Source organism: Neotamlana sargassicola (genome assembly GCF_020523965.1).
In the GTDB taxonomy this organism is placed as follows: Bacteria; Bacteroidota; Bacteroidia; order Flavobacteriales; family Flavobacteriaceae; genus Neotamlana; species Neotamlana sargassicola.
In genome coordinates, this window is the sequence record NZ_JAJAPX010000002.1 from 579494 (window position 1) to 592562 (window position 13069).

General features: G+C 34.2%; 8 protein-coding genes. 4 read left to right on the forward strand and 4 right to left on the reverse strand.

Annotation, left to right across the window (positions count from 1 at the left end; translation table 11 throughout):
* Nucleotides 1–62 precede the first annotated feature (62 nt).
* Genes dapB through LG651_RS07090 form a run of 4 tightly spaced genes read right to left on the reverse strand, consistent with a single transcriptional unit; the run spans nucleotide 63 to nucleotide 3086 of the window.
* Complete coding sequence (gene dapB / locus LG651_RS07075; protein ID WP_226695435.1) at nucleotides 63–767, reverse strand: 4-hydroxy-tetrahydrodipicolinate reductase; 705 nt, start codon at nucleotides 765–767, stop codon at nucleotides 63–65.
* A gap of 32 nt (nucleotides 768–799) precedes the next feature.
* A complete protein-coding gene (locus LG651_RS07080) occupies nucleotides 800–1426 on the reverse strand; it encodes a DUF5683 domain-containing protein (RefSeq protein ID WP_226695436.1) in 627 nt (208 codons plus the stop codon).
* On the reverse strand, nucleotides 1416–2318 hold the full coding sequence (locus LG651_RS07085) for a ParB/RepB/Spo0J family partition protein (protein WP_226695437.1): 903 nt from the start codon (nucleotides 2316–2318) through the stop codon (nucleotides 1416–1418). The genes LG651_RS07080 and LG651_RS07085 overlap by 11 nt, the downstream gene beginning before the upstream one ends.
* A gap of 3 nt (nucleotides 2319–2321) precedes the next feature.
* Nucleotides 2322–3086, reverse strand: coding sequence for a ParA family protein (locus LG651_RS07090; RefSeq protein WP_226695438.1), 765 nt, complete (start codon nucleotides 3084–3086; stop codon nucleotides 2322–2324).
* A gap of 283 nt (nucleotides 3087–3369) precedes the next feature.
* Here LG651_RS07090 and LG651_RS07095 point away from each other — a divergent pair, with 283 nt between their 5' ends.
* The 4 genes from LG651_RS07095 (at nucleotide 3370) to LG651_RS07110 (ending at nucleotide 13066) form a co-directional block, all read left to right on the forward strand.
* The gene (locus LG651_RS07095) at nucleotides 3370–5997 is read left to right on the forward strand and encodes a chondroitinase-B domain-containing protein (RefSeq protein WP_226695439.1); all 2628 of its coding nucleotides are present in this window, start codon (nucleotides 3370–3372) and stop codon (nucleotides 5995–5997) included.
* A gap of 156 nt (nucleotides 5998–6153) precedes the next feature.
* Nucleotides 6154–7068: a T9SS type A sorting domain-containing protein gene (locus LG651_RS07100; RefSeq protein ID WP_226695440.1), complete on the forward strand. Its 915-nt coding sequence runs from the start codon at nucleotides 6154–6156 to the stop codon at nucleotides 7066–7068.
* 95 nt (nucleotides 7069–7163) lie between these two features.
* The gene (locus LG651_RS07105; RefSeq protein ID WP_226695441.1) at nucleotides 7164–9449 is read left to right on the forward strand and encodes a heparinase II/III domain-containing protein; all 2286 of its coding nucleotides are present in this window, start codon (nucleotides 7164–7166) and stop codon (nucleotides 9447–9449) included.
* A 392-nt stretch (nucleotides 9450–9841) separates the two neighbouring features.
* Nucleotides 9842–13066 (forward strand): SusC/RagA family TonB-linked outer membrane protein, encoded by a 3225-nt coding sequence (locus LG651_RS07110; protein WP_226695442.1) that lies wholly within the window; start codon nucleotides 9842–9844, stop codon nucleotides 13064–13066.
* Nucleotides 13067–13069 lie beyond the last annotated feature (3 nt).

Genomic DNA, 13069 nt, shown 5'->3' on the forward strand with positions numbered 1-13069 from the left:
TTTAAATTTTTATTGTTTTGTTAGTGCTATACTTTGTTTATTAGTTACAAACTTAAGTAGTTTTAACCAATATTTAACACGTCGTTCATAGTAAATACACCTGTTTTGCCAATAATCCATTCGGCAGCGATTACTGCTCCTAGTGCAAAGCCTTGGCGGTTATGGGCAACGTGGTCTATGGTTATGGTGTCTACTTCGCTAGCGTAAGTAATAGTATGTGTACCCGGAACATCTTCAATACGTTTTGCTGTAATTGGAATGATGTTTTCTCCGTTTTCATTTAATTTCCAGTCGCTAAAATTATTATTGTTTGAAATTATATCGTTGGCTAAAGAAATAGCCGTACCGCTTGGTGCATCAAGTTTTTGGGTGTGGTGAATTTCTTCCATTGAAACGTTGTATTGTTTTAAGTTACTCATCATTTTTGCTAAGTACTTATTCATTTCAAAGAAAATATTAACTCCTAAACTAAAGTTTGAAGCATAAATAAATGCGCCTTTTTTGTCGTTACATAAATTTACAGCATTGTTGAAATTATCTAGCCAACCAGTAGTACCTGAAATTACAGGAACACCATTATTTAAGCAGTTAGAAATATTATTAAAAGCCACGTTTGGAATACTAAAGTCTATAGCAACATCGGCAAGTGTAATATCGTAATCGGTGTTGTCTTTGTCTATTTTTAAAACAATTTCATGCCCGCGGTTAATGGCAATTTGTTCAATGGTTTTGCCCATTTTTCCGTATCCTAGTAAAGCTATTTTCATATGTTTATAATGGTAATTCTGTTTTATAAAGGCTAAAACTTAAAATTTAATGTAAGGCCTAAATTATTTGTAGCGTTAATTTCATTAAACTCGTAATGTGGAGCTAAAGATAAGTTTTCATCTACATTATATTGCATTAAATGCGCATCAACATTGGCATCAATTATATTTAAGGCGTACAAACCAATAGTTACCAACAGCGATATTTCTTTGTTTTTTTTGTAGAAATCTTGTGCGGTTTCTAAATTTTCTGTTGATATTCTTGGAGTTTCTAGCAAATCGCCGTTGGAGTCGTAGTAAAACTCGTCGTTAGTAAAACCGGCAAGCCTACTTTTATAAGCATCGCGGTAGCGGTTGTATTGTTTGTTATTATCAATATAAAAATATAGCCCCGTACCAAGTGCTGCATAAACAATAGGAACTTTCCAGTATTTTTTATTGTAAACTTGACCTAAGCCTGGTAATATGGCTGAGAAAAACGCAGCTTTTGCTGGCCGTAATGCATCAATAGGTTTTCGAATTTCAAAAATAGAATCGACAACAACCTCGTTAGGAAGTTGTTTTTTTTTTGATTCCTCGGTTTCGCTTTCGTTTTGCGCTAGTAATGATAAACTACAGAATAAAAATAAAATACCTGCTATTACGGTTTTATTTAGCACCTTCAACTAATTTTTTTATGCGGTTAAAATCTTCTTCAGAATGAAAAGGTATAGTAATTTTACCTTTCCCGTTTTTAGAGACTTTAACGTCAATTTTATGCCCAAAGTATTCCGAGAAGGAATTAATTCCAGATTTTATAAATGATGGTACGTCATTATCGGCTTTATTTGAAGCACTGGTGTTAGGCGAGTTAATATTGCGAACCATATTTTCGGTTTCTCTAACCGATAATTTTTTGGTAAGAATACTTTCGTAAATATCCAGTTGTGTACTTGTATCGTCTATTGCAATTAAAGCGCGACCATGCCCCATAGATATAAACCCATCTCGCATTCCAGTTTGAATAATTGGGTCTAATTTTAATAAACGCAAGTAATTGGTAATAGTAGAACGTTTTTTACCAACGCGTTCACTCATTTGCTCTTGCGTTAAATTAATTTCGTCGATTAAGCGTTGGTACGATAAAGCAATTTCAATAGGATCTAAATCTTGTCGCTGAATATTCTCAACCAAGGCCATTTCTAGCGATTCTTGGTCGTTTGCAATGCGAACATAAGCTGGAATTGTTTCTAATTCCAATAATTTTGAAGCTCTAAAACGACGCTCACCAGATACTAATTGATATTGGTTGTGCGCTATTTTTCGAACGGTTATAGGTTGAATAATACCTAATTCTTTTATCGAAGATGCTAATTCGCGCAGCGATTCTTCGCTAAAATTAGTACGTGGTTGAAATGGATTAACTTCAATATGGTCTAAATCCAATTCAACTATATTGCCAATAACTTTGTCGGCATTTTTATCTTGTGCCGATTGTATATCGTTTTCAGGGTCTTTTAATAAAGCCGATAAACCTCTTCCTAAAGCTTGTTTCTTATTTGCCTTCGCCATAATTTAGGAGTTTTTATTAATAATTTCTTTAGCCAAACTTAAGTAATTATTAGCACCTTTACTTGATGCATCAAAATTAATGATGCTTTCGCCATAACTTGGAGCTTCGCTTAAACGCACGTTGCGCTGTATAATGGTTTGAAAAACCATATCGTTAAAGTGCTTTTGTACTTCTTCAACCACTTGGTTCGATAGTCTTAAACGGGCATCGTACATAGTTAGTAGTAAGCCTTCAATATCTAAATCTTTATTATGTATTTTTTGTACGCTTTTTATGGTGTTTAATAATTTTCCTAACCCTTCAAGTGCAAAATATTCGCATTGAATAGGAATAATTACAGAATCTGCAGCTGTAAGAGCATTAAGGGTTAAAAGGCCTAAAGATGGGGCACAATCTATTAAAATATAATCATAATCATCTTTAATATCTGTTAATGCCTTTTTTAGCATGTATTCGCGATGGTCTTTGTCTACCAGTTCAATTTCAATAGCAACCAAATCTATGTGAGCAGGGATAATGTCTAGGTTTGGTGTATCTGTGCTAACGATGGCCTCTTTAGGCCCATGCGAATGTTCTAAAAGTTGATAGGTTCCAATTTCAACCGATTCTACATCGATACCAATTCCAGAGGAGGCGTTGGCTTGAGGATCGGCATCTATTAGCAATACTTTTTTCTCTAAAACACCTAACGAAGCTGCTAAATTAATTGAGGTTGTTGTTTTGCCAACACCACCTTTTTGATTAGCAATTGCAATTATTTTACCCATCTATTAAGTTTGGTTTTGTTAGCGGTAAAAATACGATTATTTATTATTAATAAAAATGGAACTTGTTAACAAAATGGTAAACTAATGGAGTTGAAGTGTTTTGCTTAAAATTATTTATTAAGACAATTACTTTATTCTATTAAATTATAAATGTTTTAAGCTGAAAGCGTGCGTTTAATCGATAAAATTGAGAAAATATCTATAATCTGTCGGTTTCATTCCTATTTTAGTATATTTTTGGTAAACCAAATTGGGTAACCAATTAAACTAAACTTAAACTAAAATGACAACCAGAAAACGAATTAGTGGTTTTTCTATAAAATCATTATTTAAAAACATGATGCTTTTGCTAATATTGTTATTTGCAAAGAGCATTTCTTCACAAACCTTTACCGATGCAGACGACTTAAAAAGTGCTGTGAATGCGGCAACAAATGGCGGTATTTTTATTGTGTCAAATGGATCGTATGCAGATTTTGAGGCAACTTTCGAGAATATGGCATCCGAGAGTGAGCCTATTGTAATTAAAGCTGAAACTGTTGGTGGTGTTACTTTAACTGGAGAATCATCATTTGTGTTAAAAAAATCGTCACACATAACTATTGAGGGTTTTGTGTTTAACGTGGTTGATGCTGGAACTATTATTAAACTGGAAGGCTGTAATAATATTCGTATTAGCAGAAATGTTTTTGAGCAAAGCACAACGAGTTCCGCTAAGTGGCTTTATATTGGAGGTGTTTGGGACGATACGGTTTATCCATTTCAGTACCCAAGTCATAATAATCGTATAGATCATAATATCTTTAAAAATAAATCCAATTTGGGGAATTATTTAACTATCGATGGTTCTACAGACGATGCAAGCGATACACCTTACCAATCGCAATACGACAGAATAGATCATAATTACTTTTACAATAATGGTCCTAGAGCTACAAACGAGCAAGAATCTATTAGGATTGGTTGGAGCGAAATGTCGCAATCAAGCGGTTATACTACAGTGGAGTTTAATTTATTTGAAGACTGCGATGGCGATCCCGAAATTATTTCGGTTAAATCTTGTGATAACTTAATTAGGCATAACACATTCTTAAAAAGTTACGGAACATTGTCTTTAAGACATGGAAACAGAAATAGGGTAGAAGGTAATTACTTTTTTGGAGATGGAAAAGCTATCGGGAGCTCAAGTACAGGATCTAGTTTGTATACTGGTGGCATTCGAATTTATGGTACCGATCATGTTATAATAAATAACTACATGGAAGGTTTAACAGGGACACGTTGGGATGCGCCAATAACCTTAACTTTAGGAGACGCCATAGATGGGCAAAGTACGAGTTGGAGTAAGCATTTTAGAGCCGAAGATGTGGTAATTGCTTATAATACTTTGGTTAATAATAGCCATGGTATTGAAATTGGCTACGATAATAACGATGCTTATAATAAAGATTTAGAAAATATTACTATCGCAAATAACCTAATTACTGGTTCTGAAAATGCCATGGTCGAAATTGTAGACACTAATAATGATCAAGGCGATAAAATAACTTGGATAAATAATTTAATGTATCCAACCGGAACTGCTCAATTGTTGGTAGGGGCAACAAGTACAAGTTTTGATGCCTCCGAAGTGGTAAATGAAAATCCGTATTTAGAGTTTGATGCCGATTCGGGTGTTTATAAAACTACGGCAGATACACCGGTTTATACTAATGGAATTTCAGAATCTGTTTCTGAAGATATCGAGGGGCAAACTAGAGCGGCGACAAGTAATCCGGGAGCCGATAATTTTAGTGCTGAAAGTATTAGATATGCACCTTTAACAACCAACGATGTTGGGCCCTATGCTTATGAAGATGGAGAAGAAACCGAAACGCTTTATGTGTCTCCTATTTCGGGATTTGAAGCAGAAGGTGGAGCACAGACCGTTACTGTTACTTCTAATTTAGATTGGACCGTAAATGAAACCGCCGAATGGGTGTCGGTTTCTTTAACTTCTGGAAGTAATAATGGAAGTTTTACAATAACGGTTAGTGAGAATACAACCACCGAAGATCGCTCGACCTCTATTGAGGTTGCAGGAGGAACACTTTCGCGAACAATTACAGTTACTCAAAGTGCAGCCGATTTAACCAGTTTGTACACCTTAATAAATACTGGGGAATCTAACGATCCGGTTTCGGTTGAAGCTTTTTCTAAGGAAGAGGTTAACGGGACAACTAAGTTTAATTATGCAACAAATACTTTAGATAAAGATAATGGTACCGTTTGGGCAGCAGACGACGGCGAGTTGGTTGCAGGCGATTATAAAGGCGATGGTGAATATATAATATATGATTTGGGGGCAGAATACGAGCTTGATTTAATTCAATTTACAACCACAAATAAATCTGATGCTTTTGGGTATCAAATTTGGGTGTCAACTACAGGAACAAATGCAACCGATTTTTCACGTGTTTTACCTAGCTCGGGCGATTTAATTTTAACCGCTACTGGAACAACCGATTTTAATCAATATGAAATTGAAACAAACGCACGTTATGTAAAGTTGTTAGGTTTTGGAAGGTTTAATGCCGATGGAAATACTAGAACCAGTGTTTGGAGTGCTATTGGGGAAATTGAATTTTTTGGTGAAGCTAGTGTCTTGTCTAACGTATTATTTGATAAATCAAATATCAGTATTTATCCTAATCCTACATCAAATTATTTAATTGTTGATAATCCAGGTTTTGAGGCAACAAAGGTTGAGTTGTATAGGTTGAACGGAGCGCTTATTTTGAGTCAAAATATTACAGAATCAGCTTTAACTATCGATACGTCTAAATTTTCTGGTGGCCTTTATGTCTTAAGTGTTTTTAACAATGAAAAATTACTTGAGTCTAAACGAATAGTTATTTCAGCTAATAAATAGAGCTAAACAAAGTCTTAAATGTTAAATTTTTTGGATAAATAAAAAATAAATGTATTTTTGGTAAACCAAATTGGTAATCCAGTTTGGTCTGCCACTAAAAATACCACAACGCTAACTTGCTTTGTTAGTAAACAACTAAACTAAAATTAAACTATTATGAAAAAAACTTTACTTTTTGCTTTTTTAACAACCACGTTTTTAGGCTTTTCTCAGGTGCAGCCTACGGTGCACAATGCTACCTTCGATAATTTACCAAAATCTTCTGGTACCGACTGTGCATGTTCAGGATGGATAAATAAAGATATTGCCGATCAAGGGGAGTCTTCAACATTAAGCGGAAATGACGTTGTTAAGTTAGATGATTTTGAGTCGGATGGAATTTATCAAGAGGTTGAGGTAGTTGCAAACAGCAATTACACATTAGATCTTGATTATACTTATAAAATAGCTTCCACAACTACCAACTATATTGAAGTAGTTATTCTAAAAGGAAGCGGTTATGTTAGCGGTTACACGCCAGCCTATGAGCCACCAGCTACTGCGGCACAACAAGATTTTGGTTATGAAACTGTAGCTTCGGTAGAGTTAGCAGCTAATCAATTGGCGTATGCTCAAATTGCCCCTCCGGGAAATACAGATACAAACGCGATGTCTCAAATGGTTTTTAATACAGGTAGTGAAACTAGTATTGCCATTTTTGTTAGAGCTATAGGGCCTTACGATGCTGCTTCTCATGGTGATTCTAGTAAAGATAAAGGGTGGATGAATGGTGATTCTGAAATTAGATTAGATAATTTAGTGCTGGTTAATACAACGGTGTTGTCTGCTCAGGAGATTGCAGAATCGAGTTTTAAAGTATATCCTAACCCAGCTAAAGATGTTATAAACATTTCTGCATTAAATAGCGTCAATGTGGAATCTGTGAAGTTGTATAATGTTATTGGTAAACAAGTTTATGCAGGAGATGTTTTAACCGAAAAAATAGATATTTCGAATTTAAATAAAGGGTTGTATTTGTTAAAAATTCAAGCCGAAAGCGGCTCTATAAATAAAAAAATTATTATTGAATAATTGAGTAGTTGAATTAGTCTTTAAAAAGAAAGGTTTAGTATTTAGACCTTTCTTTTTATGTTTTAAGTGAATATTAAAAATATTAAAAATTTAAAATGAATTTACCGAAAATTTGTAGTAGAGTGTCTTCTTTAATGATGCTTTTGTTTGTGTTCTTAGCATGTAAAAACAACGAAGGCTTAAAAGCCGATAACAATAGTGTGTTGGAAAACGCTTCGCATCCAAGCTTAATTTTAACAGCTCAAGGTGTAAAAGATATTCGTGCAAATTTAGGGCAAATTCCAATTTTCGATAAAACACTTCAGGAAACAAAGGAAGCTGTAGATGCAGAAATTACAAATGGTATTGATGTGCCTGTTCCTAAAGATTACTCTGGGGGCTATACTCACGAACAGCACAAAAAGAATTTTGTTTTTATGCAAAAGGCTGGGGCGCTGTATCAAATTTTAAACGACGAAACTTATGCTAATTATGTTAAGGATATGTTGTTTGCTTATAGAGATTTGTATCCAACATTACCTGTGCATCCGCAACCAAGAAGTTATGCTCGTGGAAAATTATTTTGGCAATGTTTAAATGATAGTAATTGGTTGGTTTATACTAGTCAAGCTTACGATTGTATTTATGATTTTTTATCCGAAAGCGAACGTGCCGATTTGGAAAAGAATTTATTTAAGCCTTTCGCTGATTTTATATCAACAGGAAATCCACAATTTTTTAATCGTGTTCATAATCATAGTACTTGGGGAAGCGTTGCTGTGGGTATGATTGCTTTGGTTATGGAAGATGATAGCTTGCTTAACCGTGCACTTTATGGTATTAAAAATTTAAAAATGGATCCTAATATGAAGGATAATGATGGTGGTTTTATTAATAAAGATGGGAAGGCAGGATTTTACGCCAATTTAGAAGAACCATTTTCACCAGATGGTTATTATACTGAGGGGCCTTATTATCAACGTTATGCCTCGTATCCTTTTTTAATTTTTGCTCAAGCACTTCAAAATAAAAAATCGGAATTAGGTGTGTTTAAGTTTAAAGATAGCGTATTGCTTAAAAGTGTAAATGCGTTAATAAATTTAACTGACGCCGATGGGGAGTTTTTCCTGCTAAACGATTCTCAAAAAGGCATGTCGTATTACAACAGTGCTTTGGTTTCTGCGGTGGATATTGCTTATCAATTTGGGGGTAAAAATCCGGAATTGTTAAGTATCGCCGAAAAGCAGAATAAAGTTACTCTAGATGATGCAGGTTTATCTGTTGCACTTGGATTGAAAGCAGGTGAAGCCAAGTCTTTTGAGAAAAAATCTATTGAATTAACCGATGGGCCAAATGGTAAACAAGGTGCAGTTGGTATTTTAAGAAGCAATCCATTGGAGGTTGTTTTTAAATATACAGCACATGGTTTAAGTCATGGTCATTTCGATAAACTTTCGTTTGCTTTGTTCGACGGTGGCGATGAGGTTTTACAAGATTATGGCCTGTCGCGATATGTGAATATTGAACAAAAAGGAGGCGGTAATTACTTAAAAGAAAATAAAACTTGGGCGAAACAAACGGTTGCTCATAACACTTTGGTTCAAAACGAAAAATCGCATTTTAAAGGAGAGTATGGTATTGGGAGTAAATATCATTCTAATTCGTATTTGTTTAACAGTTCTGATAAAAATATTCAGGTAGCAAGTGCTAAAGAAGAGAATGCTTATCCAGGAACAAAATTACATCGCACCATGGCGATAATTAGTGATTCGTCTTTAGAAAATCCGTTTGTGTTAGATATTATGCGAGTGGAGTCGTTAAAACCAAATCAATACGATTTGCCATTTTATTACTTGGGTCAACTTATGCAAACAAGTTTTGAATATAACAAGTTAAATCAGCCTACTGTTTTAGGTGATAGCGATGGATATCAGCATTTATATAAAGAAGCGTCTGCTGTGGCAAATGGCGATAACATCACTTTAAACTGGTTAAATAAAAATAAGTTTTACTCTATCACTTCAGAAACAAATAAGTCGGACGCTATTATTTTGGCCCGAATTGGAGCTAACGATCCTGAGTATAATTTAAGACATGAACCTGCGCTAATTTTAAGGAAAAAAAATGCAAAAACAGCGCTTTTTGTTTCAACAATTGAATCGCATGGAACATATAGTCCAGTGTCCGAGTTGGCAATAAATGCTTATAGTAATATTGCAAGTTTAACTACGATTTATAATGCTTCAAATTATACAGCAGTTAAAATAACGCTTAAAAATAATACGTCGAAATTGTTTATTATTTCAAATGAAAATAATGACGAGCAAAAACAGCATAAATTAGAGGTTGATGGTCGTTTAATAGAATGGACAGGTGCCTTTGCGTTAGTAGATTTTAATTAAGCTTTTTAAAAATAAATTAAGATACTTGCATAGACTTTTTTTGCAAGTATCTTCTTAAGTATTTCCTGTGTTTTAAGCCGATTATTTGGTCAATTCAAAGAGATTTTTAGAGGTTATTGTTAAAATTCTGTAAAATTTTTTTTTAACAGAAAAATAACATATATTTGGTCAACCAGATTGAAAAACCAATTTGGTTGACCATATTAAACTTAAATAAACTAAACTATATGAACCACAAAAAACACCGATAGTGTAGCTATCTACTTCCGCATTTCCTTTTTTTCAGAAAAAAACACTTTTAACCCAAAAAGGGAGTAAAAAATCAATTACAAACTATTCAATTACAACAGATTATTAAAAACAAAAACAGACTTATTAAACTTAAATTAACTATGAATTTTAAAAACAAGTTAGCGTTTATTGCCATGTTGTTTTGCAGTGTAGCATTGTTTGCACAAGAAACAGTTATTAGCGGTACGGTCGTTTCAGAAAAAGACGGTATTCCAATTCCAGGAGTTAACGTCATTATTCTAAATACCACAAAAGGAACAACTACCGATTTCGATGGAAATTATCAAATTAAAGTTTCAAACGGAGAGGTTATTCAGTTTTCTTACATAGGTTTTCAAAATAAAAATGTTATTGCGGCAGGTCAAAAAACAATTAATGTTTCTTTGGTTGAAGATTTAGCGAAACTCGATGAAATTGTGGTTGTTGCTTATGGAGACCAAAAGCAAAAAAATGTAACAAGTGCTTTAACTAAGGTTTCTGCTAAAGATATTGAGGATGTTGCTGTTTCTCGTGTTGAGGATGCACTTCGAGGGAAAGTTGCTGGTTTAAGAATACAAACAGTAGCTTCGGAAGCTGGTGGAGATCCAAAAATTACATTGCGTGGTCCTGGTTCTATTACAGGAGAGTCGTCACCTCTTATTGTAGTTGACGGTGTGGTTCTAGGAAACGATGCAGATATTTTAGCATCTATCGACAATAATAATATCGAATCTATTAGTGTTTTAAAAGATGCTTCTTCTGTAGCTATTTATGGTTCGCGTGGTGCGAATGGTGTTATACTATTAACGCTTAAAAAAGGTATTACTGGTAAAACAAGGTTTTCTTATAACACATTTACTGGTTATAAATATGCTACAAATAATGACAATTTTAACACAACCATCGATCAAGAAAGATTACGATTAGATGGATTACAGTCTACTGTAAATGCTATTACTAATGCAGATAACTACAGCCGAGTAATTAACGATTACAATTCTGCTTATGCCGAGTTAGAAGCTATGGAGTTTATCGCTTCGTTAGGTGGTGGCTGGAAAAATTGGCAAGATGAAATTTTTAATGGTGGTATTATAACCAACCATTCGTTTGCAGCTCGCGGTGGTTCTGAATTAACAAACTATTCAGCTTCACTGGGGTATCTGGAAGATGAAGGTATCGCATTAGTAGATAATTTTAAAAAGTATAATGCCAGAATTAAAGTTGATAGTAAATCAAAAAACAAGAAAATTAAATTTGGTGGTACTTTACGTGTAAACTATAACGATCAAGATAAATTGCCTGCAAGATTTACCGATCCGTTAAGACAATATGGTCATATTCCACTTTATTTAAATGAAGAGCATTTAAAGTATGTTACTAACTTTTCAAGAGATGTGGGTGTGTCTACAGATGCAGGTAAATTGTTCGAAAATTTAGAAGAAGGTAGTTACGGGTTTTCAAGAGCTTTCGATCACGTTTTTACTGTCGACCCAGATAATCCGCAGTCTATCGCAATCGATCCTAACACAGGGTTGCCTCTTGCAAGTGCTCTAACTTCTGGTGGTTTAACACTTTCTACTACTAAAAACGTTCATCCATTAGTGCATTTCTTAGAGCGTTCTAGAACGAAAAGAAAATTAAGCTTAAATGCATCTTCTTATATCGATTTTGAATTAGCTGAAGGACTTAACTTTAGGCAAACTATTTCAGGTGTTTTTAGACACAATAAAACTAACGAAGCCGATTATTACTACGGTCAAGAAAACAGAGATCAAGAAGCGTACAGGTTTGTTAGTAGAGATGAGTTAAATCAATATGCATTTGAGTCTATTTTAAAGTATAACAAAAGCTTTGGAAAGCACAGTTTAAATACTGTTTTAGGTTTCGAATACACACGTAGAGATTTTTTCTCTCAAGATTCTGAGGCTGTTGGTTATACTAACGATTTTAATAATAACATTGCTCTTGCCGATGGCGGAACAACATTTACAGATAACGGTACAGATAAATTAGTATCGTACTTTGGAAGATTAGATTATAATTACGACGAAAAATATTTACTACAAATCTCGGCTCGTACCGATGGTAGCTCGCGTTTTGGTTCTAACACACGTTTCGGGTTTTTCCCAGCTGCTTCTGTTGGATGGATTGTTTCAAGCGAAGATTTCTTGTCTTCAAGCGATGTAATTTCATTCCTTAAGTTAAGAGCAAGTTATGGTGTTTCTGGATCTAACGAAATTTCTTCAAATATTTATGATTCACTTTATAGATTCGACGAAACTTTTAGTTCTGTAGGCTATAATTCATTGGCTGCAGTAAAAGCAATTACTTTAGCTAATCCAGACTTAGGATGGGAAAAATTAATAGAATTTAACCCTGGTATCGATATAACTTTTGGTAGAGGATTATTAAATTTCTCAGCCGATTATTATACCAGAACCAGTGAAGATTTAATTCTGTTTGCGCCTGTTTCTGCTGTTTATGGAACAGATAATTGGCTTCAAAATATTGGTGAAGTTAAAAACTCGGGTGTAGAGTTAGAACTGGATTCTAGAATCTTAACATCAGAAAATTTCAGCTGGAGACTTTCAGGGCAGTTTGCTTTAAATAGAAACGAAGTAGTTAGTTTAGGTAATAACGAACAAATTATTTCAAGAATCGATCAAGATACAAGACCTACAGAGTTTATCGCTAAAGTAGGACAGCCAATTACAAGTTTTTATGGTTGGGTTTACGAAAAGGAAGTTCCTTTAGAGTGGATTGATAATCCTTTTAACCGTTTTAATAACGATTTTGCACATGTTTATGTGAAAGACTTAAATAATGATGGGATTATTGATGATGAAGATAGAACCGAGTTAGGTAGTCCATATCCAGATTTTACTTGGGGCTTTAATTCTGATATTACTTGGAATGCTTTCGATTTTGCTTTTCAATGGCAAGGATCGCATGGTGCAGAGGTTAGAGTTGCCGATTTAGATCAGTTGTATTACGCAAGTGAATCGGCAGTAAATCCGGTTTCGAATTTCCCAGATTTAGATTTAACGGTTCATAGAAGATATACAGACGATCACATTCAAGATGCATCATTTGTTGCTTTACGTAATGTAACATTAGGGTATACTATTCCAGAATCATTTACATCTAAATACAGTATAGACAGATTGAGGTTTTATTTAACAGGAGAGAATTTATTATTCTTTACAGCAAGTGGTTACGAAGGCTTTAATCCAGAAGCTCAAGGACAAACCTCGAATAATGCAAATACTCCTTTAACAGCTGGTTACCAAAGAGGTGACGGACCTGTAGTACGAACAATTTCAGCAGGAATTAACTTTCAATTTTAATTA

What these genes read in the sequence shown, in the direction of transcription:
- dapB (WP_226695435.1), bottom strand. Translation starts at nt 767, where the DNA reads ATGAAAATAGCTTTACTAGGATACGGAAAAATGGGCAAAACCATTGAA.
- LG651_RS07085 (WP_226695437.1), bottom strand. Translation starts at nt 2,318, where the DNA reads ATGGCGAAGGCAAATAAGAAACAAGCTTTAGGAAGAGGTTTATCGGCT.
- LG651_RS07090 (WP_226695438.1), bottom strand. Translation starts at nt 3,086, where the DNA reads ATGGGTAAAATAATTGCAATTGCTAATCAAAAAGGTGGTGTTGGCAAA.
- LG651_RS07095 (WP_226695439.1), top strand. Translation starts at nt 3,370, where the DNA reads ATGACAACCAGAAAACGAATTAGTGGTTTTTCTATAAAATCATTATTT.
- LG651_RS07100 (WP_226695440.1), top strand. Translation starts at nt 6,154, where the DNA reads ATGAAAAAAACTTTACTTTTTGCTTTTTTAACAACCACGTTTTTAGGC.
- LG651_RS07105 (WP_226695441.1), top strand. Translation starts at nt 7,164, where the DNA reads ATGAATTTACCGAAAATTTGTAGTAGAGTGTCTTCTTTAATGATGCTT.
- LG651_RS07110 (WP_226695442.1), top strand. Translation starts at nt 9,842, where the DNA reads ATGAATTTTAAAAACAAGTTAGCGTTTATTGCCATGTTGTTTTGCAGT.